The sequence below is a fragment of the Labilibaculum euxinicum genome, assembly GCF_963678175.1.
GTDB lineage: Bacteria > Bacteroidota > Bacteroidia > Bacteroidales > Marinifilaceae > Labilibaculum > Labilibaculum euxinus.
Window position 1 is genome coordinate 4,856,749 of record NZ_OY782756.1, and the last position, 25,213, is coordinate 4,881,961.

The 25,213-nt window shown below is 36.0% G+C and carries 14 protein-coding genes; 4 read left to right on the forward strand and 10 right to left on the reverse strand.

Translation table 11 applies throughout. The features are described 5' to 3' along the window. Position 1: 1 nt before the first annotated feature. The 7 genes from ACY0M5_RS19215 to ACY0M5_RS19245 all read right to left on the reverse strand — a co-directional run bounded on the left by ACY0M5_RS19215 (position 2) and on the right by ACY0M5_RS19245 (position 12,475). A complete protein-coding gene (locus ACY0M5_RS19215) occupies positions 2-4,021 on the reverse strand; it encodes a DUF6443 domain-containing protein (RefSeq protein ID WP_461630273.1) in 4,020 nt (1,339 codons plus the stop codon). 33 nt (positions 4,022-4,054) lie between these two features. After that, positions 4,055-7,009, reverse strand: coding sequence for a hypothetical protein (locus ACY0M5_RS19220; RefSeq protein ID WP_461630274.1), 2,955 nt, complete (start codon positions 7,007-7,009; stop codon positions 4,055-4,057). Positions 7,010-7,264: 255 nt separating this feature from the next. Beyond that, positions 7,265-8,428 carry a hypothetical protein gene (locus ACY0M5_RS19225; RefSeq protein WP_461630275.1) on the reverse strand — a complete coding sequence of 388 codons (1,164 nt, stop codon included), beginning with the start codon at positions 8,426-8,428 and terminating at the stop codon, positions 7,265-7,267. 16 nt (positions 8,429-8,444) lie between these two features. Then, the gene (locus ACY0M5_RS19230) at positions 8,445-9,344 is read right to left on the reverse strand and encodes a hypothetical protein (RefSeq protein ID WP_461630276.1); all 900 of its coding nucleotides are present in this window, start codon (positions 9,342-9,344) and stop codon (positions 8,445-8,447) included. Beyond that, a complete protein-coding gene (locus ACY0M5_RS19235; protein ID WP_461630277.1) occupies positions 9,341-10,246 on the reverse strand; it encodes a hypothetical protein in 906 nt (301 codons plus the stop codon). The genes ACY0M5_RS19230 and ACY0M5_RS19235 overlap by 4 nt, the downstream gene beginning before the upstream one ends. A gap of 3 nt (positions 10,247-10,249) precedes the next feature. Then, positions 10,250-11,200 (reverse strand): hypothetical protein, encoded by a 951-nt coding sequence (locus ACY0M5_RS19240; protein WP_461630278.1) that lies wholly within the window; start codon positions 11,198-11,200, stop codon positions 10,250-10,252. A 12-nt stretch (positions 11,201-11,212) separates the two neighbouring features. Then, positions 11,213-12,475: a hypothetical protein gene (locus ACY0M5_RS19245; RefSeq protein ID WP_461630279.1), complete on the reverse strand. Its 1,263-nt coding sequence runs from the start codon at positions 12,473-12,475 to the stop codon at positions 11,213-11,215. A gap of 696 nt (positions 12,476-13,171) precedes the next feature. Here ACY0M5_RS19245 and ACY0M5_RS19250 point away from each other — a divergent pair. The 4 genes from ACY0M5_RS19250 (at position 13,172) to ACY0M5_RS19265 (ending at position 17,042) form a co-directional block, all read left to right on the forward strand. Then, on the forward strand, positions 13,172-14,002 hold the full coding sequence (locus ACY0M5_RS19250; protein ID WP_461630280.1) for a hypothetical protein: 831 nt from the start codon (positions 13,172-13,174) through the stop codon (positions 14,000-14,002). A 55-nt stretch (positions 14,003-14,057) separates the two neighbouring features. Next, on the forward strand, positions 14,058-14,756 hold the full coding sequence (locus ACY0M5_RS19255; protein WP_461630281.1) for a hypothetical protein: 699 nt from the start codon (positions 14,058-14,060) through the stop codon (positions 14,754-14,756). A 103-nt stretch (positions 14,757-14,859) separates the two neighbouring features. Then, a complete protein-coding gene (locus tag ACY0M5_RS19260; protein WP_461630282.1) occupies positions 14,860-15,810 on the forward strand; it encodes a hypothetical protein in 951 nt (316 codons plus the stop codon). An 887-nt stretch (positions 15,811-16,697) separates the two neighbouring features. After that, positions 16,698-17,042: a helix-turn-helix domain-containing protein gene (locus ACY0M5_RS19265; protein ID WP_461630283.1), complete on the forward strand. Its 345-nt coding sequence runs from the start codon at positions 16,698-16,700 to the stop codon at positions 17,040-17,042. A gap of 114 nt (positions 17,043-17,156) precedes the next feature. Here the strand turns inward: ACY0M5_RS19265 and ACY0M5_RS19270 are convergent, their stop codons facing one another. The 3 genes from ACY0M5_RS19270 to ACY0M5_RS19280 all read right to left on the reverse strand — a co-directional run bounded on the left by ACY0M5_RS19270 (position 17,157) and on the right by ACY0M5_RS19280 (position 25,166). Further along, entirely contained in the window at positions 17,157-17,582 is a 426-nt protein-coding gene (locus ACY0M5_RS19270) for a hypothetical protein (protein ID WP_461630284.1), read from the reverse strand. A gap of 2 nt (positions 17,583-17,584) precedes the next feature. Then, the gene (locus ACY0M5_RS19275) at positions 17,585-21,349 is read right to left on the reverse strand and encodes a DUF6443 domain-containing protein (RefSeq protein WP_461630285.1); all 3,765 of its coding nucleotides are present in this window, start codon (positions 21,347-21,349) and stop codon (positions 17,585-17,587) included. Between the two features lie 283 nt (positions 21,350-21,632). Continuing rightward, positions 21,633-25,166 carry an RHS repeat domain-containing protein gene (locus ACY0M5_RS19280; RefSeq protein WP_461630286.1) on the reverse strand — a complete coding sequence of 1,178 codons (3,534 nt, stop codon included), beginning with the start codon at positions 25,164-25,166 and terminating at the stop codon, positions 21,633-21,635. Positions 25,167-25,213 lie beyond the last annotated feature (47 nt).

The following is a 25,213-nucleotide window of genomic DNA, read 5'->3' on the forward strand; positions in this document are numbered from 1 at the left end:
TTTATTTTAATTTACCCCATAGGTTATTACTAGTCATCCAGCTATTAAAATCATTCCAAGACATCCCACTTCCCTTATTTTTTGTAACATAAGTATCCATAATCAAATCTCCATCTCTATTAGTATGCCCAATTCTATTATTGCTATTTACACTTTTCCAAGTGGTTTCAACCTGTTTACCAGCTCCAGGAGAATGGGTCACTTCATAGGAAACTACATTACCATCCTTATCAACTTTTACTTGTCCTGTTGCAACCATAACATGATTAGCAGACCTTTTGCCTTTTTTATTAGCCCAAGTATTAAAAACTAAATCTCCCTCTTTTAATTGACTAAAATCTGAATGAAGTAAACCAGTTCCTTTCTTCTCTGCAGTTTGAAATGCTCCCATTTGTGCAGTCGCTCCAGCAGGTAAATCTGCCATATGTTTGTCTGGATCCGCATTAAAGGCTATTCGAGACAATCCAGAACAATCAATCCCAACTGATTGTCCTTTGGGAACATACAGGTTATTTATTGAATATATCTCAGATTTTGGCACAAAATAACCATATCTACTATTAACAGCTCTCTCCATTTTATAACTAGCGTAGGCCATTTTACCAACCATCCATCCCGTCATAGGAGAAACTAAATGTCCACCTTTATAAAAAGGGTTTTTCCCACCCCATTCATACCAAGTACCTAAATAAGAATTTGCTTTATTAGTGACATCAATTGGTAAATTACCATCAGGATCAACAAAGCGGATAGGATTATTTAAAGAATAATTATAAGAGGATAATTGAATATAGTTTTCAGCAAGTGCATCTGGTACATGCCACCTTCCTAAACTTGCATCATACATTCTGGCTCCGTAATCCAACCAATCCGTCTCTTCCTGCATCTCTTTGCCGTTGTACAGGTATTTTTGGTCTGCATCTGCTTTCGTGTTGGCCATGGCCATACGCATTCCAAACGGATAGTAATGGTTCAATTCGGTAGCCACACTGCTTTCTCCTTCGCCTACAGCCAGGCGGGTATTGCCCAAATGATCCTTCACAAAGTATTTGTAGGTGCCGCCTGTACCATTTACCTCCAGTTTTCCTTCGCTGTTCAGGATGTATTTCAAAGAGCCGTTCTCATAAACAAAGTTAGCACAATACTGCAATAATTTGTTATCCGGCAAACGGTTTTCCAGCTTTGCTCCGGATGCAGAATATGCATAGGCTACATTTCGCACCTTGTTAAGTGCATCTTTCCTGGTGATGCTCTCCGGCAAATTCAGCAGATTATAGGCAACCAAGCTGATCTTTTTGTTGTCGTCACTTATCATGTTGCCATTGGCATCGTAAGCATACTCACTTGTGGTATTCGAGAATTCTTTGAATCCTTTTGCATCATCCTTCCCATCGTTCACATAAGTCAACTGGTTGCCGTTGTATCCGTAAGCCAGCTGGTCTATTTGTGTGCCTGCTCCATCACGGTTCAGACTCAGAATATTACCGTTTAAATCGTAGGTAATCCCGTTTACATCGTAGGTGGAAGCTGTGTTTTTCCAACCGGATAAGTTTTCTCTAAAATCGGCATTGGTAATCCTGTTTAATGCATCGTAGGTATATCCGTAGGCTTGCTGGTGGTTGGTTAAACCGCTAATGCCATTGCTCCACCATTCCATGGAGCCAATGTTGCCGTTGTACTGGTTTTGCCCGCCAAAGCTTGTTGCTCCTGCATTGTAATTCAGGGCAAAACCAAATTCATCGCTTCCTTTGCCTGCCACAGCACTTTTTTTGTGTCCGTTCATGCTGGTCAGCCAGCCTCTGATATTGTACTGATAATCTAAATTACGGCCGGCGCCTGTCAGCTTTTTGGTTTTCAGCTGTCCCAGTTCATCGTAAATCATTTCGGATATCGTCGTTTTTGCTTTGCTTACTGCTCCGGAATACTGCTGCTCCACTTTGGTCAAACGTCCGGCATGATCGTAAGTCATCCATTGGGTTTCTACAATGGTTTTACTGTTGGCTATATGCTCATGAATGCTTCGGTCAACCTTGCCTACAAAATCGTAAACATTGGTAATCCGGTCATATCCGCCTAAATAGTTGTCGCTTCTGGATTGAACCAACCGGTACTTTTTATCGTAAAAGTTAACGGTCCACAGGCCTCCGGCTTTGCCTGATGATGCATTTAGGGTTTTTGCCCACGTAGCAGTCAATTGTCCTTTTGGTTTAGTCAACAAATACGAATTTGCAATTTGGGAAGTATTATAGCTCGTCTGCGGACAATGAGTAACACTATAATCTCCATAATAATTTGCAGTTAATACATCCGCATCAGCCAGTGTTTTGGGAAATGATTTGTTGTCGTACGACTTTAATGCTGTTCCCCGGCTTTCGTACATTGGGTTGGCTGTGCCGGCATAGAAAGTATTGACTTCTGTTTGAAGGTCGTCCTGATTTTTACTGCTGGTGTAAAAGCCTGTCAGTACTGCCCGGTTGAAACAATCGTATTTGGTTACCAGCCATTTGTTATCTTTTCTTTGGTTTCCATCCTGAGTCGCCACCAATCGGTCACGATCATCATAAACCATATAAACTGGTAATGCGCCGGGAAGTTTCTTCTCGATCATGCGTCTACGCCCGTCATACTTGTAGCTGTAACATAGATCTGACTGAATGCTCCCGCTTGTAATCGTTAAGCTATTTGTACTTGTGGCTGAAAAGGTGAAACCGTTACTTAAGGTTAAACTGCTCCCTTTTTCCACCAGGTATTTACTCACATTTTGACCGGGGGAACTAATGCTTTGATTGCTGTTGACCAAAACAACTCCCGACGATTGCTGAACATCTCCGAACATTTGTTTGACGGCCTCCGGAGGCAGTACAAAACGAAGCAGGCCAAAATCATCATATACGTAGTAAGTATCCAAAGAGGTGCTTTCGTTCAGATTGCTGCGTTTTAAAACAACCTGTCCCTGCTTGTCCTTGTATTCTTCTGTAGTATGGGATTTTCCTGAGATCCAGTTTTCATCTTTGTTTACTGTTTTGTACAACTGGTTGACTGAATAATACCCTTTATTTTCCAGTTTATTACTATTTACGGCAAACAGAATCACCTTGTCTGCTGCTTGATTGGATGCATATTCCAGCTTTACCGTATGGCCTGTAAAATCGGCTGCTCCCGGTTTTGGCTGCCAGACAGCCCCCGGTGCACCCTGTTCCAAAATCCTGTTCAACGGAGAATTGTCGTATTTTTTCGTTGAAAAAGGTACTGCATCATTCACAATTGAATTTACCTTAACATTATAAAACTGATAATGTTCACAACTACTTGTGTAATTATCATCTACAGCACTAGAATGAAATGAACCTGTTGTGCCAGAAAATGCTTCGTAAGGAAGATAATCTTTTTTTTGCCTTCCAAAATCATCATAACAAATAGGTTGAATGAGATCTTTTTCATTTGGGCTGGCTTTCACCTGAACAACTTGATTTGGACGTCCTAAACCATCGAAATACTGTACACTTGCTCCCAATTCCTTTAATGCAAGATTCTGAAGAGCAGACTCATTCTTCGCTTCTTTTATAGGTGCATAACTTGCAATATAATTCCTATCTGGCAAGGATAACAAAACCGGATCGGGAATCGGGTCTTCTGACACTGGTCCTAAATTGATTACAAACTTTTTCACTACAGATGAAAGATTCTCCTGTGCCAGCGAGGCAATATACAAACCTCCGTTTTTAATATAAGCGGTATAGGTTCCGGTAATTGTCCCCAATTGAATATCCGGCAGTTTTGGTGTTGTTGCTAATGTCACAATATATCCTCGCTTTAATGGACTGGATACAAATCCTGCACTAAAATTCACCGTTAATACATTACTTATCACACTCACTTGAAATCCGCCCCCACCGTTAACACTATAAGGTTTTAATTGCGTATAGCTCCAACTTTGGGAATAATTCTGATAGGTAGTTTGAGCTTGAATCAAAATCGTCGTACTAAAAAAGACGATCAAGACAATTATATATTTTTTCATATAATTATAATTTTATTTGGATTACACAAAAAGCTACTGATTTTGATAATGATAAGAATGGTATTTTAAAATATTGCCATCCTGATCTTTGATGTATTTCAACCTCCCAAAATTATCGTATTCATAGTAGGTTGTTATGCCGTTGGAATCCGTTTGAGAGGTCATCCCAATCAGTGGATCGTAAGTGTAAGTTGTGACCAGAGCACCTGCAATATTCCGTAAAGCATCTAAAGCTACCCTTAGCTTTTCTTCATTAGTGGCACTGCCTCTTATTCCATGATCGTTATCAGCATTGGACAGTGTCTGAATATTTGAAACGTTTACTACTGCTTCAACCTTCGAATATGTGGCATTCTCTATTTTCGCAACAGGATATTGATTGTTATAACCCCACAAATAAGTTGTACTAATGCCGGAAATATTTTCTATACTTATAGTTCTGCCACTATCACTATATCTAAGAGTAATATCATTTTTTAACCTATTGCTAAATGAATTAAAATCAGTTGCATTGCTCAACTCATTAACAGTAAGAGGAATTGTTAAATTCGATTCGCTAAGAACATATAAATTTGCAACATTTACATATGGTTGCACATTGTATTCATACAAAACAGAAGAAATAATCTTCTTTGTTTTTTCGTTTTGTGATTCTACGCAAATGGCTTGACTAATTTTAGCCTCCTGCAACTTTTTCGTATTCAAAATATTATCATTACTACTAAAATCCTGAGGATAGATGTATTTAGTAGAAACAGACTCTCCTTTACTATCATCTATTTTCTGAGATGCCAATCTTCTATTTCCATTATAAGTGAATGTCTTTACTGTTTCAATATTATCAATAACTGTTGTTTTGCTATCTAACCTGTTCCAATAACACTTGTAATCAAATTCATTATATAAATAGCGAGAATCAGCCCCTACAGTGTGAATTTTTATTGCAGACACCTTATCTAATATCATATTTGAATATTTATTCGTCTCTCTTTGCATTAATTTGTGGGAACTATCATAGACTCTTTTTTCCAACAACAATCCATTTTTCCAGCTTTCATCTTCAATAGGTCCAAAAACCCACCAAAGAGGTCCTATTGTATAATCTTGTTTTTCAGGATCTAAAAGGGTTGGTTGAAAAATACTACTAACCTCGTATGCCAAAACTTCATTGTAAGGATTCATAGAATAATCATATTCTGCATATCCATTACCTGATTCAAATTCTCTAACCCGACCATAACCCACTAAAGGACCTTCATACAAGCCCAAATTATATGTTGAGCCCGGAGATAATTCTACTGTCAACCTATAATCTGAATCGTCAAATTTAAATCTTCTAAGTGGAAATATATCAATATCCTTGTATTCATCACTATAAGACGTATACCTTAAAAACTTAGGGACTTCTCTACCTAATGCCGGATTTTCATATTCATACTTTTTTTCCTTTAATAGTGATCCATATTTATCAATATAAGAAATACCATCTACTTTTAAGCCCCAAAGTAATTCTTCGTTATATGGGTTTCTATGAGTCGAAAAAGAATACTCAACCCTACCTCCTGTTGGATAGATTACATTCTTTAATGTGCCGTATTTCATGTAATTTTCATCAGAACTTCGATCCGCCCCCGCTATTAATATATTAGATCCTTCAACTGGAAAAAAGTAGATCGAAAGAGTTGAATGTTCCAAGGGCATAGATGGATAATTATCCTTATAATTAAATGTTGGGATAAGTGTCGTATTATTGTTCTTTCCGTTATAATATCCACCTAAATCCTGTGCAAAGGATAGTCTACAAGGTAAAGGATCTTGTGTTTTTGATATGCGCCCATAATATTCAAAAGTGTAGCTTTTTTTATCTCCATTGGCTGCAACTTCAGTAAAGCTATCTAAATACAACCTGTAATTTACTTCATTTCGCCATCCTATTGGCGGATAACCGATTGATGTGAGAGAATATGGATGTGCCGTTTTCACACAATTATTTTCAAAAAGAAACTTTTTTACCGGCACACTATTCTTCGAATTATATATATTAATATCGGTTAGTTTTTTTTGATTGGAAATAGAATTCTCCACTTCTTCATTATTACATACTTCATACAACAAAGCAATAGAATCATTGCTTGATGTATATATCTTACGCAACAGATCACCCTGATACTTAGTTTCATAATTTCTTACGTATGGATTGTATATTTTAGATGTTACACCATTAGACCTAATCATATGAAATTCTGAATTTTTCGGAGGAATAACACAAGTGCCTCCTTTAACATATTCAAAATAGATTATATCATTTGAAGAGGCAGAACAAATCTTTTGTAAGTACCATTCATGATAATAAAAACCCGAAAGATATTTTCTCTTCCAAAAATAATACTTTGTTCCATCTGGTGTTGTGCAGATTATTTCTTTAATTTCTAATCCTTCTGTTTGTAATTCAAAACTAATGTCTGCTTGATTTTTCAAAACTACCTTTCCATTTTTCAAATAAAATCCTCCTGAATACCCATTAAAATTGTAATAGAAAGCATCTGGCTCTGTATCTTTAGTTGTAGCTAAATTCAACATATTATCAAAAATACCTTGCTCATCTGCTGGTAAGGGTAAATAATTTTTACCAGAATTCACTAAATCGACAAAACCACCTCTTACTGATCTTGTTATAACACCACCTGCGTTTAAAGTCCAACCAGTCCCCATAGATGTAGGAAGACTTTCAACCCTAACACCTTGCGCATCATACGACAAAGATAAGTTGGTGCTTAGGCTTCCACATTTCAGATTGTATATAGGAAATCCAATATTAGGTGTACCAGTAAATAAACTAACCGGAGTTTCTGCAACTTTAACTAAAGATGCAGCTTCCGGACTGGGACCAATGATATTTGTGTTTAAATAAGATCCAGAATCTTGTCCATTAACTTTATGAATAAAGATGCAAATCACCGATAATAGTATAACTATTCGTTTTTCCATATTTCAATTTTTTACTTTTTATAATAATTTTCATGAAAATTAAACTTCTGTCTGTAAATCAAGAGATGTTTTATTTCCTTTCTTCAGGCGTCAATACCTCTCTTTTATTACAACAACTTATTCATGTCAACTACTAACTCTGTTTTCTTTCATTTCAATTGCTTCTTGAATATCCTGTAAATGTTTTGGGTCCCCTCCTAAGCTCAAGAAAAATGGAAGCGAACTGATTAGTGATAATAATTTTATCTGCATAGTTTATTTATTTGACACTAATTTTTTAATAGTTTGTAATTCACTTTTCATAAATTTCATTTCTTCTTTCAGGCTCTCTCTTTCGCTCTGTTCTTTTTTCCTTGCTTTCTCCATCTCAATACTGTAAAGAGTCAACTCCTCCACTTTCTGTAACAACAACTTATTCATCTCAGCCAGTCCCACTCCATCCTCTTTCATTTCTTTGGCTGATGGAATATCTGGTAAGTGTTTGTTAGCATGAATAAATTGCTCCACTTCGATAAGAGGTCTTAATTGGTAATCATCTTCGAATACAAAGTCGGCAGTTTGAGCTTCTACTTTTATTTCGGTGGCGCGGATGGTGCCTGCAACATCTAATTTTGCATTTGGATCGGGATTATTCATTCCGATACCAACATTTCCTGTTTTCTTTAATATCATTAAGGGTTGCGATGTTGTGCCATCGTATTGGTCAAAAACAAAATCGCGGTAAGCTCCTGTTCCCCGCTTTTGAATTCTGATTCCATATTGTGTTGCATCGGCATAGCCATTGTTGTAAAAATCTAAAAACTCTAGATTACCTTTACTTCCACGCACCAAAGCAAGAGTCGCCTCCTTACCTTCTGTTTGATTGGCAGAAATTCTAAATACCGTTGCATCAGCAGCATCACCAGAACCCCAATTGGTAAGATCAAGAAAATATTTTTCCCATCGGGCCAATACCAAATCTGGCCATTTATTATTTTCAGCAGAAAATCCAATTCCTGCATTTTCCATAACCAAATCATGGCTTCCTGTGCCTTTTATGTGGAGTTTCCCATTTGGTGTTTTCGTTCCAATCCCTACATTACCATTTTCTTCAGCCATAAGAATACTTTTCCACAATCCCCAAGCATTACTGTCAGGTAATCCATTGCGATAATATAATCCACCATCATTAAAATTAAGTTGATGACTCATACAACCAGAGTTATCTTCCCAGGGAGCAATAGTAAGTAAACCTGAAAAATTTCCGCTTCCGGGAACTCCAAGTCCTGACCTTCTCTTGAACTCAATCTTCATTTCATGATTGTAATTTGTTGGTAAAGAAGGTACATCCCGTGTATCTGGAATCACAATAACTCCAACTTGCCCATAACTAACCGTTACGACAAACAACAAACAAATGCTTACTAATAATTTCATCATTCCTATCTTTAAAATTTTATTTATTTTCAAGTATTAACAATCTTGATAAGTAATCTTCCAATTTCTGATTTTGATGATCTATTATTTGTGATTGATCACTTATAATTTTATTCTGTTTAATTACATACAAAGTCAATTCCTCAATTTTTTGAAGCAACTTCTGATTCATCTCTGATTGATTCACTCCTTCTTTTTGCATTTGTTTAGCAGAGGCAACATCAGGCAAGTGTTTATTGGTAATTATGAATTCTTCCACTTCCGTAAGAGAAAGAAGATTGTAGTCTTCTTCGAAAACGAAATCAGGCCAATTACTGGAATTTTTAATTTGGATTTCTTCAAAAATTCCTTTCCCGCCTACAGCAAGTATAAATCCATTAGGTACGTCTTTATATCCAACTTTCAATTTTTTATATGTAATACTGTTTTGTAACCTAATGCCAATATCTTCAGAAAGAGGTCCAATTAATTTTAGTGCATTCTGTATAGAAGAAGCATTATTACTAAAAACATCAACCTGAACATAAAGGTTTGTCCCAGAATACTCATTTAATTTATAAATAGGAATCCGAACCTTATTATCCATCACTAACACCTCACCAATTCCATAAGTTTCAACAGTTCTTCCATGAGCAGTCACTACTTCAGAATTGTACTGGTCTACTGTATTACTTCCAACAGTATGATGAAAAGAAAAAAGCTTGGTAACTTTCCCAAAAGATGGAGCATAATTCCACCCTCCAAAAATAGTAACCTCAAATGCTCCTGTCATTGCAATATCATCCATTTCAATATATGCTACCTCATTCAGTATGTCATGCGTAAATGCAATATTCCCTTCCCACGTAGCATTTTGAGCACAAACTTGAACAATAATCAAGTTCATCAATACAATTAGCCCCAATATTTTCTTTTTCATTTTGAATCCCTTATAAGTTTTTCAATTTCTTTCTGTTGCTTAACATTTTCTTTTTTCATTTCAATTATATAAAGCGTCAACTCCTCAACCTTCTGCAATAAAAGCTTATTCATCTCTGCCAAGCCAACTCCATCTTCTTTCATTTCTTTTGCGGATGGAATATCTGGTAAGTGGTTGTTGGTTTTCACAAACTGCTCTACTTCTTCTAATGATTTCAATTGATAGTCTTCTTCGAAAACAAAATCGGCGGTTTGGGCTTGTACTTTTATTTCGGTGGCATGGATGGTTCCAACTACGTCTAAATTCCCGCTTACAATACCATTTTTCATGGCAAAATCCTCATCTGAATGATCCACGACAGGGGCAACAAAATTTGCAATATCAATCCCAACCGGAGAATCATAAATCTTGATTTGACCTATAGAATTCAACACATCAACCTTATTATACACATAGGTCATTCGAACATTATAAACAGAGTAATAGGCAACATCTACATAAATCGGAACTATCATATTATCGTATCCTCCATAGGTCGTTCCTGCTAGATATGACTCTCCCAATTCTACTTTCGCGTAATGACCACTACCATGAGATTCCAATATTTTCAATTTTTTGGGAGTAGTATGAGTTCCTTCACCATATCCTATCTGTATTTTATATTTTTCATACCCGGTATATGGTCTAACAGAAAAAAGTTCAACAATCATAAATCCACTTGCCTGCCAATGATGTGAATTCATAGCAACCTGAGCTATCTCATAACGTTTGGCTTGTGTTGCATTAGCCATTAGATTTCTTACAACAGAGGTTCTAATTCCATTTTGATCGGTGTGTGCTTCCTGACTTATTCCAATAAATGTTATTGCTGAAAGACTCAACAAAAGAAGTATTCTTTTCATTGTTTATTTCTTTAAATTTTCAATTTCTTGTTGTAAGGTTTGATTCACTGTTTTCAGAGTTTCTACACTCTTGCTTAAGTCAATCACATATAGAGTGAGTTCTTCTATCTTCTGAAGTAACTTAGCATCCATTTTCCCTAAGGAAACCCCTTCTTCCAAAACTTTTTCTTCTGATGGAATATCGGGCAAGTGATTATTGGTCTTAATAAAAGATTCCAATTCCATTAAACCAGTGAGATGGTAATCATCGTTGAAAACAAAATCGGCCCAAACATTAGTTTGAACTTTAACCTCTTTGGCCATTAGTGTTCCGTTAATTGCTGCATTACCAGCAACGGCTAATTTATTTCCATGTACGTCTTGAATACCAATCCCTAATTGTCCTTCCATAAAATTTACACCTCCACCTAAAAAATACGAGGTATAGTTTATTGTCGCTCCTTTTTGATTCAATTTAGAGTTAGGGCTGACTAAATAAGAATGATTTGGACCATTTACTTGCTTAAAAGGCAATGAATTCGCGATACCATCATACACACGAGGAATATTCATTTGTGCATTTATACTTCTAAAATCATAAGTAGTTCCTCCTCCACGCAACCAAATAATAAAATCTAAAGTTCCATTCGCACCTGTAGCATCTTTATAATCTGCTATAAATACCGAACCATGAAACTTAATATCGGCATCGCAAAAATGCGAAGAGTGCCCCCAACGTATCGTGTGAAATCTAAACTTTGCGATTAATGAGCCTCGCCAGTTACTATTTGTATGAACATTAGATCTTGAAATCTCCAACTGTGTCGCTCCACTCCCCCAACCAGCATCTTCAAACACAACAGGATAAAATTTATCAAAATCACCACCAACAGTGAAATTTTGACAGTCTATAGATTGTCCAAAAGCAAGTAAAACTGACAAATTAAGAACTATCCCAATTAAAATCTTCTTCATAATGTTGAGTATTTATCGATTGCTTATTTTTTGCTTAATAACATTTAGTTCTTCTCCTTGTCTCATTAACATCTTCTTTTGTGCCAAATTTTCAATTTCCAATTCTTTAAATCTCTTATCCTGCAAAATCAAATACAAAGTCAACTCCTCCACCTTCTGCAGCAACAATTTATTCATCTCAGCCAAGCCAACTCCATCCTCTTTCATTTCTTTGGCTGATGGGATATCCGGTAAATGATTGTTGGTTTGAATGAACTGTTCGACTTCTGCAAGTGGTTTTAACTGATAAGCATCTTCGAAGACAAAATCGGCAGTTTGGGCTTCTACTTTTATTTCTGTGGCACGAATGGTTCCTTCAACATCTAATTTATAGTCTGGAGTATCTGTTCCAATACCTACATTACCACCATTAAAAAATGTCGAACCTGAAGTATGTATTTGAATTTTCTTAATATGTTCTGTTTGAGAGATTGCTGAATACATCTGGAACACCGAAAATAAATATCCTTGTTCTGCCCCTCCCGGCTTCAACTTAAAAATATTGTGCGCATAATCACCTGACCTTGTTCCCATTGTCATATTATGACTTCCCCAATAGATATGATTATCACCTATACCTGAATTAACATTCATATCTCCACGAACATCTAATTTTTCAATAGGATTTGATGTACCAATACCAACATTTCCATTGTGTTGAAAATTTATTATTGTTTTTGTCCAATTGTTATTGTCATTTTGAGCCGAAAGAGAAAAACCTTTATTGCCCATTCCTATGTAATACCTATTCTGATTAGCAATAGCATCCGATCCATCATATATTAACTGAAATGGATAATTCGAGCTGGAAATGGATAATTTGGCCCATGGGACAGTTGTACCAATCCCAATATTTCCAGCAAAATACATTGTTGGTACACCATTGGCCGCCGGTCTGTTTTTAATCCAATAATCAACATTGTAGTTTTCATCTTTTAAAAAGATTGGATAACTTACTGTTCCATCATTGTCATATCCCTCAATCAATAGTTTTATTCCTCCAATATTTGCCCCGCTATTATGCAACCCCGAAATTGTCAACTGTTCACCTCCCAATGTACCACACTCTCCTGCATTCCACATTCCAAGTGATAATTGTGCAGTCGGCGTACTAACTCCAATCCCAACTTTTTTACTATTTTGGTAAATAGGACTATCAGTTCCCCCAACCTGTGTTTGTGCTCGCACAGATAAAACCAAAACCAACAGCAAACAAATACTCAATAATTTTCTCATAAACATACAGTTAACAATATTTTTCAATTACTATCTCAATACAATCAAAATCAGTTTTTAATCTTCAGCTTCAAATCTAATTTCTTGTAATTATCATACATTTCAAAAAATCACAAATTCTATTTATCTAAAATGGATTACTCAATTGCAAAATACAATTATAAAATTTCACATAAATACTCAATTCTTTATTCTTGTAAAGCACAAAAGGTAACCCTCATAACGAATATATTATTCGCTGTGATTTTGATTTATACTCATTCTAATTAATGAATTACAAGAACTTAATCGAAAAATACAACTAACATACTCTATATCAAACCAAAAAGAAAAGCCATATCTGTTTAATATTCATAACACCAATAATAATTTTAATTATAAGCAATTAACATTAACTATTTTAATATTTTTACTCTATTAATCAATTCAAATTACTAACAACCAAACTACTGCATCACATCATCCAAAAAAAGAACGTTTTATTTTATTAAACCACTCACTTCTATTAAACTTTAAAATAACAAAAAAACAATACGATTGCCATGAGAGTGTTCTCCCAATTTGATATGAATATATCCGACCTAACGTAAGTGCAAACAGCATTGAGAAAATTAAAACTGATGGAAAAGCATAGTAAAAAGAAAGAGTTAATAAAACACACAATTACAAATCCAATAAATTAGAGACCTAACAATTATGAAAAAACTAAGCACATTAATAGCAATCGTATTGTTTGCATTAAATTCCTATTGCCAAACAAATACTTTTCCTGCCAATGGAAATGTTGGAATAGGAACAACTTCACCTGTATATAAAAGTGTTATTTCGAATGATGGTGCTGCAGGCTTAGAAATCGACCCTGCAGGATTACAATTTCCGGATGGAGTTGGGATGCATACTTACAATAGAACAACAAATACGTATGTCCCCTTTCAAATTTACAGTTCAAAATTAATTCTAAATGGGGGGAATGTTGGAATTGGAACAAATAAACCAGTAGCGAGATTAGAAGTTAATGGTGATATCTCTTTGGCCCGAACTCATAAAATTAAATTTCTAGAAGTTGTTGGTGGAGGTGATCGTGCTTATATCCGATCAACTAACGGTACAAATGGAGAAGATTATAATTCATTAATATTTGCTGTTAATGCAGGGAATGAGTCAATGATTATTAAAAGCGATGGCAACGTTGGCATAGGAACCACAACAACCGGCACACACAAATTAGCAGTTAATGGTACAATTGGTGCCCGCGAAATTAAGATAGAAGCTACCGGTTGGTCCGATTTTGTTTTTGAAAACGATTACCAATTAAAAAACCTGGAAGAGGTAGAAAGCTACATTACAAAAAACAATCACCTACCCGATGTACCTTCGGAAAAAGAAGTTCTAAAAAATGGAATACAACTGGGCGAAATGAATGCCAAGCTATTGCAGAAAATTGAGGAACTCACTCTTTACATGATCGAGCAGAATAAAGAAATAAAGGAGTTACGAAAAGAGATTCAAGTTCTTAAAACAAGATAAATTCCTTTTACGATAAGAAGCATTTAAATAACTAAAACAAAAAAAAATGTCGAAAATGAAGAAAATAATAGTTTGCATTGCAAGCATATTATTGACAATGAACTCCTATAGCCAGTCCACAAACATTTTAGAGCAAAACGGCAATGTAGGTATAGGAATCAATCCACAGCACAAACTACACATACAAGGTACCCATTACAATAGCCAATTCTTATTACACTCTCTTGGTGGTGGCACTAGTGAAAGAATGGCTGATTTATTCCTGTGGGCAAGTGAGCCTGGTTTAACTTATTCTGGAACTGGAATTGGAAACAATGTAATTAATGTAAGTACTACTCCATATTTAAGAAGAATCAATAACACAAGAGGTGGTTCATACATAAGATTATTGGATGGAGAAATAAAAATGAATATAATAAAAACTGATGGTCACGACATCAATACTATATCAATTAATAATTCAGGAAATGTAGGCATAGGAACCACCACAACCGGAACGCACAAACTAGCAGTTAATGGTACAATAGGTGCCCGTGAAATTAAGGTAGAGGCTACCGGTTGGTCCGATTTTGTATTTGAGGACGACTACGAATTGAAAGATTTGGTAAAAGTTGAAGCTTTTATTAAAGAAAACAATCACCTTCCTGATGTTCCTTCAGAAAAAGAAGTTTTGGAAAATGGCATACAACTGGGCGAAATGGATGCCAAGCTATTGCAGAAAATTGAAGAATTAACACTTTATTTGATTAAGTAAAACAAAAGAACCAACAAACTAATCGAAGAAAACAAAGACTTCCGAAAAGAGATCGAAAATCTTAGAAAAAGAATAAAATAACTCAAATTAAAATTTTACTAAAATGAAATATATTGGTCTAAGTTTTTTATTAATCATGTTTGCGTTTGAATTATTTGCACAGCAAGATATTGAAATAGGATACTCTCATCAACTAAAATTACAAAGGGAAAATATTCACGGTGATGCATGGATACTACATAACGCCGAATATTCCCGAGACAATGATATCTTAAAATGGAAAAACACTCATAATAGTTTTGGTTCCAGAGGAATTCGTTTTTCATATAGTTCGATGAGCGGGATTCATTTTTATGCTGACAACAAAGCTTCAATCGCAGGATCTGAATTCACTCCTACAACGAGATTTTTCATTGGAAACAACGGAAACATTGGGATAGGAACAACTAACCCAAGTCAGAAATTAAGCATACAAGGAGGAAATATTTACATTGCAAATGGTGAAAGTTCCACCATATACTCCAGCGCTCATAATTTGTATTTCTCAGGCCCAGATAATGGATATGCACATAAAGGATATACATTTAGACCTGCATGGGGTACGCAAGGCGGTACATTTACATATTTAATGTTGCAAACAGCTGACACAAAAGGAGAATATCAAACAAAAGTATTCTTTCACTCAGCAGGAACAAGTTATATTAACGGAGGGAATCTAGGTATTGGTACTAAAGATACAAAAGGATTCAAACTGGCTGTAAAAGGGAAAATAGGAGCGGAAGAAGTTCAGGTGAAAGCTAATTATTGGTCCGATTTTGTTTTTGAGGACAACTACCAATTAAAAAAACTGGAAGAAGTAGAAAGCTACATTACAAAAAACAATCACCTACCCGATGTGCCTTCGGAAAAAGAAGTTTTGGAAAATGGCATACAACTGGGTGAAATGAATGCCAAGCTACTGCAGAAAATTGAGGAATTAACGCTTTATGTGATTGAGCAGAATAAAGAAATAAAAGAGATGCAGGCAATTATTGAAAGGAATGGTTTGAAGTAAATCCTCAACTTCAATGGGTTGTTTATTCCATCAGATGCATCATTGACATATTGATGGAATAAATGTACCTGAAAGCTTCATTAGACTGGTCTGTGCAGAAAGCCGCCTTCGATTCTCCAATAGTCGATTCGTTTTGAAATGCCTTTTCCGGTTAATTCGATCCCCGCTCTGGCTATGTAAGCCGGATGGCTGTATTTTTGTGAGATGAGTCCGGCATTTTTGATCCTTCGTCTGTCTTTTTGAGAGCTCAGCCTCTATTTTTTCTTCGGCTATTCTGGTTGCAAGGGAGAGTGACCTCCCTTTTTGCCAGGTGCAGTTCCAAATAAGCCAGAAAGTTCTCCCAAATTGCCAGACTATGCTCCTAAATAGCCAGTTGCCTTTTGGCTAAAAGCCAGTACTTTCTCACTTAAACTTAGGGTTAGCTCTTTCCAAACTAGAACCCGTTCGCTAAAAGCCTGCCAGATGTGCAAAAAAGAGGAATGCACCCTATTAAAAGAAGGAATGCTTTAATAAAATGCCAAAACATTGGATTCCTGCCCGCACAAGCTGATTCAATTTACTGCATGTGCAGACAAAAGAAATCCCGGAACATCATGCCCGGTATTACTGATTGTAAAAATTCATATTATACAATTGCTCTATCTGCTATTCACTTAGCTCTTCTGCGTTCTCCGTTTTTTTCCTTGAACGTGGAAAGCGGTTCTTTAATTCATTGGCTGCTTCCTTAGCTCCTGGCTGTCCCATGCCGGCCGCATTTTTAAGTACTTTGTAAATAGACAGTCTATGGTTTAGTTCGGTTTGGATCCTCAGGCGGGATTTAATGTCGCTTATTTCTATAGTTTGAAAAAAGTTTAAAATATTTTTAGCTCTTATAAAGGGTTTTCAACATGGATACTTTCGGTAAAAAAATAGCTACACTTAGAAAAACCAGCAAAATGTCGCAGACAGAACTGTCTAAAGCTTTAAATACTTCAACTTCTGTAATTGGAAGATATGAACGTGACGAGATGACACCATCAATTGATGCTGCTAGAAAACTGGCTAAAATCCTAAATACGACCGTTGGGTATTTACTTGGTGAGACCGAGCAGGAAGATCTGTTCAAAGATCCTGACATGCTTAAACGCCTAAACGAGATTGAAAAAATGAATAAGGAAGATAAAGGGCATATCCTTTCTGTAGTTGACGGATTCATTAAATCAATTAAACTCAAAAATATTGCGACACTATAAAAATACAAACCCCACTCACATTACTGTAAGTGGAGTTATATTTTTACTTTATTATTTACCGATTACCTAAAGCACAAGTTGCAAACTTGCACTATAAGGGGGCTTTTGTGTTTACTAAAATTTTATTGGTAATGTTATAATATTTACCCCTTGAGAAGATACTCCTTCAATTCTTTCTATTTCCAGTGAATTTAAATATTCTTCAAAGAAAGGCACATACAGTTTCATTTTATCAATACTCTCAGTATTATTAATGCCATAATAATAATCAATGAAATTTTCCCCATCTACTGTTTGTAGTTTCAGTTTCATTACTTTCACATTGACTATCTTAAGAGTACTGTCAACTATTTGCCCTTCTACAAAAGCAATTCCTTTATATTTCCCTCTCCCTAAACTATCAGGTAGATTAACATATGGATTAACTCTTAAAACTTTATAAGGTGATGGTTTTACAGGGTCAATAATCTCATTATTCTTCTCCCGTACTTTACAAGCAGATAAGCTTATAAGGATAATTAATATTAATAATTTATTCATAATTAACGTACTAAAGGGAAAAAATTCTTTATTAATGGATTTGCAGAAACAGGCTTAACAGATGCTCCCTTATAAAGTCCTTGCCCGCCAGTACTAGTAGTATTCGCACTACTACCTTTTTTAAAATTGTTAACCGCAGTACTATATTTACTATAATTAAAAGCTGGCGCCCAAATTAAACTATTCATAGCTCCATGATATGCATCTCCTGAATTTGTTCCATTGCCCCATGGCATCTCTGCATAAAAACCGACACTATTCATTTGACCAGTGTACTGTACTGCTCTTCCAAATAAATATGCCCCTATCTCATTATTAACAGTACCTTTTTGACCATGTTCATCTTGATAAGCATGGAATAGTTCATGTGCTGTAGTTCCAAGTATTTGCGCTCCTCCTAGTTTACTATTCATCCACGCACCTGCTTTTATTGTTCCTCCACCATCATTTTTATTTGCATTATAAGATAATGCTTTGTCTATTGGCTTTCCATTTTTATCGACAGGAACTTCATTCTTAAAATTAAACATATTCTCAGAAGAAGCAAGAGCTCCTAAGACAACGCCTCCTATCTCAGTCTTACCCATCTGATTTAAAGCATTTACAGAAGCAGAAATAAATGAATTATCACCCTTGTAATTCATCCCTGTTGTGTATTGCATTTTTTGCTCTTTATCATCTTTATCCTTATAATATATCCAAATTTCCTCTCCATTTGGATCAATGAGCAACATAGGATTATTTGCCACATAATTGTACGGAGACATAGAACTATATCTTTCTGCTTGAGGATCTATACAGTGCCACCTCCCCAAACTCGGATCATACATCCTGGCTCCGTAATCCAACCAATCCGTTTCTTCCTGCATCTCTTTGCCGTTGTACAGGTATTTTTGGTCTGCATCTGCTTTCGAGTTGGCCATCGCCATGCGCATTCCAAACGGATAGTAATGGTTCAATTCGGTAGCCACACTGCTTTCTCCTTCGCCTACAGCCAGGCGGGTATTGCCCAAATGATCCTTCACAAAGTATTTGTAGGTGCCGCCTGTACCATTTACCTCCAGTTTTCCTTCGCTGTTCAGTATGTATTTCAAAGAGCCGTTCTCATAAACAAAGTTAGCACAATACTGCAATAATTTGTTATCCGGCAAACGGTTTTCCAGCTTTGCTCCGGATGCAGAATATGCATAGGCTACATTTCGCACCTTGTTAAGTGCATCTTTCCTGGTGATGCTCTCCGGCAAATTCAGCAGATTATAGGCAACCAAGCTGATCTTTTTGTTGTCGTCACTTATCATGTTGCCATTGGCATCGTAAGCATACTCACTTGTGGTATTCGAGAATTCTTTGAATCCTTTTGCATCATCCTTCCCATCGTTCACATAAGTCAACTGGTTGCCGTTGTATCCGTAAGCCAGCTGGTCTATTTGTGTGCCTGCTCCATCACGGTTCAGACTCAGAATATTACCGTTTAAATCGTAGGTAATCCCGTTTACATCGTAGGTGGAAGCTGTGTTTTTCCAACCGGATAAGTTTTCTCTAAAATCGGCATTGGTAATCCTGTTTAATGCATCGTAGGTATATCCGTAGGCTTGCTGGTGGTTGGTTAAACCGCTAATGCCATTGCTCCACCATTCCATGGAGCCAATGTTGCCGTTGTACTGGTTTTGCCCGCCAAAGCTTGTTGCTCCTGCATTGTAATTCAGGGCAAAACCAAATTCATCGCTTCCTTTGCCTGCCACAGCACTTTTTTTGTGTCCGTTCATGCTGGTCAGCCAGCCTCTGATATTGTACTGATAATCTAAATTACGGCCGGCGCCTGTCAGCTTTTTGGTTTTCAGCTGTCCCAGTTCATCGTAAATCATTTCGGATATCGTCGTTTTTGCTTTGCTTACTGCTCCGGAATACTGCTGCTCCACTTTGGTCAAACGTCCGGCATGATCGTAAGTCATCCATTGGGTTTCTACAATGGTTTTACTGTTGGCTATATGCTCATGAATGCTTCGGTCAACCTTGCCTACAAAATCGTAAACATTGGTAATCCGGTCATATCCGCCTAAATAGTTGTCGCTTCTGGATTGAACCAACCGGTACTTTTTATCGTAAAAGTTAACGGTCCACAGGCCTCCGGCTTTGCCTGATGATGCATTTAGAGTTTTTGCCCACGTAGCAGTCAATTGTCCTTTTGGTTTAGTCAACAAATACGAATTTGCAATTTGGGAAGTATTATAGCTCGTCTGCGGACAATGAGTAACACTATAATCTCCATAATAATTTGCGGTTAATACATCCGCATCAGCCAGTGTTTTGGGAAATGATTTGTTGTCGTATGATTTTAATGCTGTCCCACGGCTTTCGTACATTGGGTTGGCTGTGCCAGTATAGAAAGTATTGACTTCTGTTTGAAGGTTGTCCTGATTCTTTATCGTCCCATTTGAATTCTTTGCAGGCTGATAAATTCCGGTTAGTACCGGTCGGTTCAGGCAATCGTATTTGGTTACCAGCCATTTGTTGTCTTCTCTTTGGTTTCCATCCTGTGTGGCCACCAATCGGTCTCGCTTGTCGTAAACCATGTATACAGGTTCTGCGCCGGGAAGTTTCTTCTCGATCATGCGCTTGCGAGAGTCGTATTTGTAAGAATAACATAAATCAGATTGAATACTCCCACTTGAAATAATTAAGCTATTTGAACTTGTGGCTGAAAAGGTGAAACCGTTACTTAAAGTCAAACTGCTCCCTTTTTCCACCAGGTATTTACTCACATCTTGACCGGGGGAACTAATGCTTTGATTGCTGCTCACCAAAACAACTCCCGACGATTGCTGAACATCTCCAAACATTTGTTTGACGGCCTCAGGAGGCAGCACAAAACGAAGCAGGTCAAAGTCATCGTACACGTAATAGGTATCCAGAACATCAATTGCGGTACCATTATCGGACCCGTCTTGTACATAGCTACGCTTCAGTATTACCTGCTCCTGCTTATTGGTATATTCTTCTGTAGTATGCAATTTATTCAATTCATCAGTCGTCTGATTTATCCAATTTTCATCTCTTACTACACTTTTATTCAACTCACTGGACAAGTAATATTTATCTTCGACCAATACTAAACTCTCATTTACTACCTTAAAACAATATACATCATTAGCAATATTGGCACCATAGCCTAGCCTAATACAATGTCCACTAACAGGCTGCCAATTCACACCTTCCCTCCCCTGTTGCACAACTCTATTTAAGGGGGAGTTCTCAAAAACAGTTCTAGCGTAGGGCGCATAATCATTTACTACATTATCGGTACTAGAGGAACTGTAAAAGTCGTGCTGAGCGACAATAGGACTAGCATATTTTACTCCCAAACCCACTTTCGTAGAATAAGGAAGATATTTCATTGCTTCTCTGCCATATTCATCGTAAGAAAAAGCCTGCACAATATCAGTCTTATCAGGAGAAGCCTGCCAATTTACAGTTTGTTGTGGACGACCAAGTCCATCATAGTAATCTATTATAAGGCTACGATCATCACTACTTAAATTATCAATCATATCTTTATCATCAATTCCCTCTTTTAAAATTGTTGTTTGCACAATATAATTCTGATCTCCAGGTAAGGCAATTTGCGGCACATTTATTTTAACAGGAATACTATAAATAAATGACCCATTGCTGAGTATTAATATTCCCGTATTTATAACATCACCAGAGTCCTCTCGACTAATCAATTCTATATCAATTGAATGAAGAGAAGTTCGAGTTATTGACATTTTCACCAATGATGTTTGGACATAAAAAGATAAATCACAATAAAGTCCTTGATCAAATGACAGTGATATTGTCTCTCCACTAATACCAGAAAATATTACAGTGGAGGGGGTTGTTGAGTTTACGGTACATTCACCCAACAATAAACTTATATTCATCAAGAACACAGTTGTGAGAAATGTAAAATATTTTATCGCTTTCATATTTTATTATATTGTTGTAAGTATAACTAATGATAGAAGTCAAGTACATCAAATACTTTTTCACTTTTATCTGTATTATCCCTTAAAAGGAAATATTATAATCATAAGATTTAACAATGTCGCCATTATTATTTCTTATTCGAATTAAACGACCAAAATCATCGTACTCATAATAAGTAGTTATGCCGTTAGTATCCGTTTCACTGGAGATGCCAATAAGCGGTTTGTAAGTATAGGTGGTCATTTGAGCATCGAAAGGATAAATCCTTATATACTTTATACTACTAGGAATATTACCTATCCCACCAAAACTTATTGTGCTTATTATTTTTTCTATCGAATACCATTTATCATCTCCTTCTAAGGTAACGACCTTATCATTGATATGGATTTGCGAAGTTGGAGCAAGGTCAAAAGGCCCACCGTAAAATTCTATCCGATATTTACCCCTTGGCAATGTTCGTAAATTCAGATCTCCTGAATTAGCTATATTTTGCCATCCTTCCTCATAGATACATTCCTTAAGTGTAGCATTCTCGATTTTCGCAACAGGATACTGGTTATCATACCCCCACATATAATTCACTACTATATCATCAGCCTTATCAATTGAAATAACATTACCAGTTAAATCATAAGTTAATGAATATTTTTTTTGATATTGAGTATTAGATTTCAACTCTCCGGTTTCGGTAAGTCCAATAAATGAGGATTTACTAATGGGACATTTCAAATCTATACTGTAATAGTCTGTTAGAAATATTTTTGAACCAACAACAGAATATAAATTAAAGGATGCATCTATAAGGCTATTACCTTTATATTTTCTGGATTCAATAAGAGTATTAATCCGATTTGAAATATTTAGCGAATCATATATATTGCCCTCCGAAACAAAATCATTAGGATAGCTCATTTCTTGAACATACAATTCATCTTTCGAATTTTCGGTTGAACTAGTCGAAGTAGCAACCCTATTTGGTAAATAGTTCTGCTGGTTGTACTTATAAGTATATATTTTTGTCACAGTACCCTCACTTGTTTTCTTTTCAGAAAGCAAGTACTTATATCTCAAAAACGTATAATTATATAATTTCCACCTTCCTACATATGCACATTCATTATATCTAATTGTCCCAGCATCAGTACATTGACAAGAAGGTCCCCTATAAGTATCGGTCATATAGAAATTCACATATTGTTCATTTTTTTTAGAATCGTCATAATCCTCATAATCCAGCGTTTCTTTGTAAACATAATTTCCATTTGATAAATAGTCAGTTGAAGATACCAGCAATCCATTATCCAAACAAAAATCTGTACAAAGTAAAAAATCAAATATAGGGTATGGTTCTTTATTCCTAAATTCCTTTATTACATACCCATTATTGCTTCCTGAACTAGTTGCGTTTTGTATTTTCACTCTGCTATACCCTACTATTGCTTTTAGTGGCGTTGTTGAACTCGAATATATTGTAGATGTTCCTGTTGTCCTTACTTCAATACCACTATTCGCACTATTACTATCCCCACAAACTATTTTATAATTTTCTTTTTTAGTATAATCTATTGGTGTCATCAAAATACCACTTGATGTACTATCATCATCAGTTGTATACTCATATTCTTTTATTGAAGCAATGCCTTCTGAGGTGCAGTTTTTTATTTTCTTTATTCGAAGTCCACCTCCTATAGATGAATTTGAAATGGTTGTATTTCCTTCTGTGGTTGTTTCAACCCACACAGAAACTTCATAATTACAATCATAAGAACTACATGAAGTATTTATACTCGCAACAATCGCATAATTTCCTGCAGGCAAGATCTTTGTTTCTGATTGAAAACCAGGTGACGTTGAAGACCAGCTTAAACCAACAGGACCGAGTAGCATCGTTCTACCAGATGAAGTTTCATCATCACAGGCTGGCGTGATGATAAAAGCACTTTTGATTTTCACCTTTGACTCGGATGTCAAAGTAAAAGTTGAATTTACCGAAGATGATCCTCTATAAACCATGGCCGATGCACATTGTTTATAACTTGTTAGCGGTCCAGATTGGGTGGATGAATATATTGTTGTATTACTAAAAGAATGAGGTTCAAAAGTAAATTCAGTACTTCCTCCTGTTGGATAGACTATTTTTTTTAGAGTCCATGCTGAACATGTCTGTGGATTAGCTCCTTTATTAGCCCCGTTAAAATCAAGCGCACCTCCGCTACTATATATACTAACAGGTAGAAAGGTACTATTATCACAACCATTATAAAAACCCCAATGATCAACAGCATAAGAGGTCTTTAATGGTAAATCTACTGATTCATTGTATACAAAACCATAGCGTTTTTTCGCATTAGAATAACCTTCTACAAGCTCAAGACTATTTAATTTTAACCGTTTCGATAAATAACAATTTGCCTTTGTGAAATTTTCATCCACGTAATAGTCACCTCCAATATCTGAACCCTGAAAATAGCTATAATTAAAAATAACACTTTTACGGTAATTTGTTTGAAATTTATCTGTAACACTAATTGAATCCAATCTAGCAGCACCAGAACCTTCAATGTCCTGACGGTTTTGACTTGTCCAAAACTTCACTGTCTCTTTTTCCGTTTCTATTTCTGAAAGGTATAAAGGAAATAATACATCATTTACTGACGAAAAGGGATGTGCTATTTTTTTGTTCATTCCATACTGACTATCATAGGTCTCAGATAATGGGTGAATAGGTTCTATTGATCCATACTTTTTATATGTAAATCGCACATATTTCCCTTCTGGACTAACAATGGATGTTAAATACCAAGCATTATAATATCTCTGACCAAACATCTCTCGAGCATCGAAAACATATATGTTCCCACTTTCATCTATTATTGATATTCCTTCAATTTTACCTCTCGAATTTAAAGTGGTTGTAATTGCAATTTTACTATCTTCTCCAAAGATTTCTGCTTGGCCGGTTGACCTATCAACATAGAAGTTTGCTGATATACCAAAGCAATTAACTGAAAAATAATCTAACTGTCCAATACCTTCCTTGATAGCTCCCATTATTGGCGCCTTGCATATCTTAGCTGGATGTTCATCATAACAAGCGCAAGGGTTTTCAAAGTTTCCGAAACCATATGTTCCATCTTCGAATGAAAAAGTAGCACTTACGCCATAATAATTACTTGATTTTCTAATATAATTTGACATATCACACCAATCTGAAGTAGGTATTGTTGTCCCATTATAGCATTGATCATTAGAACCGTTTGGGTGATAAAGAACAGCATTAACACAGCTTAAGTCCCATCCCAAACCAACCCAAGTTGCTTCTTGCGCTACACGAACTCCTGTTGCATTGTAAGTTGCCCCAATAGGTACACTTATCGATCCTGTTTTAACAATATGTATAGGAACAGAAATATTCGGAGTTCCTGTATATTCAGAACAATTAACTTCTCCATAACGTTCCAGACTTGCAACTTCTGGGGACTTCGGAATTACATCCGGAATGTTAAAGGAATTATCATTTGTTTGCCCAATACAATTAAACACGTAAAACGAAAAAACGAAAATCAAAAGTTGAAATCGTTTCCTCCAATTAAAATTATTATTATTTTCCATTTACTATTTTTTAATTAATTAGTTACACCTAGTAGTCTGTCGGACTT

Excerpts from the sequence above, each read along its gene's own strand:
- ACY0M5_RS19245 (WP_461630279.1), bottom strand. The coding sequence starts at position 12,475 with ATGAGAAAATTATTGAGTATTTGTTTGCTGTTGGTTTTGGTTTTATCT.
- ACY0M5_RS19280 (WP_461630286.1), bottom strand. The coding sequence starts at position 25,166 with ATGGAAAATAATAATAATTTTAATTGGAGGAAACGATTTCAACTTTTG.
- ACY0M5_RS19240 (WP_461630278.1), bottom strand. The coding sequence starts at position 11,200 with ATGAAGAAGATTTTAATTGGGATAGTTCTTAATTTGTCAGTTTTACTT.
- ACY0M5_RS19250 (WP_461630280.1), top strand. The coding sequence starts at position 13,172 with ATGAAAAAACTAAGCACATTAATAGCAATCGTATTGTTTGCATTAAAT.
- ACY0M5_RS19260 (WP_461630282.1), top strand. The coding sequence starts at position 14,860 with ATGAAATATATTGGTCTAAGTTTTTTATTAATCATGTTTGCGTTTGAA.
- ACY0M5_RS19215 (WP_461630273.1), bottom strand. The coding sequence starts at position 4,021 with ATGAAAAAATATATAATTGTCTTGATCGTCTTTTTTAGTACGACGATT.
- ACY0M5_RS19275 (WP_461630285.1), bottom strand. The coding sequence starts at position 21,349 with ATGTCAATAACTCGAACTTCTCTTCATTCAATTGATATAGAATTGATT.
- ACY0M5_RS19265 (WP_461630283.1), top strand. The coding sequence starts at position 16,698 with ATGGATACTTTCGGTAAAAAAATAGCTACACTTAGAAAAACCAGCAAA.
- ACY0M5_RS19230 (WP_461630276.1), bottom strand. The coding sequence starts at position 9,344 with ATGAAAAAGAAAATATTGGGGCTAATTGTATTGATGAACTTGATTATT.
- ACY0M5_RS19270 (WP_461630284.1), bottom strand. The coding sequence starts at position 17,582 with ATGAATAAATTATTAATATTAATTATCCTTATAAGCTTATCTGCTTGT.
- ACY0M5_RS19220 (WP_461630274.1), bottom strand. The coding sequence starts at position 7,009 with ATGGAAAAACGAATAGTTATACTATTATCGGTGATTTGCATCTTTATT.
- ACY0M5_RS19255 (WP_461630281.1), top strand. The coding sequence starts at position 14,058 with ATGAAGAAAATAATAGTTTGCATTGCAAGCATATTATTGACAATGAAC.
- ACY0M5_RS19225 (WP_461630275.1), bottom strand. The coding sequence starts at position 8,428 with ATGATGAAATTATTAGTAAGCATTTGTTTGTTGTTTGTCGTAACGGTT.
- ACY0M5_RS19235 (WP_461630277.1), bottom strand. The coding sequence starts at position 10,246 with ATGAAAAGAATACTTCTTTTGTTGAGTCTTTCAGCAATAACATTTATT.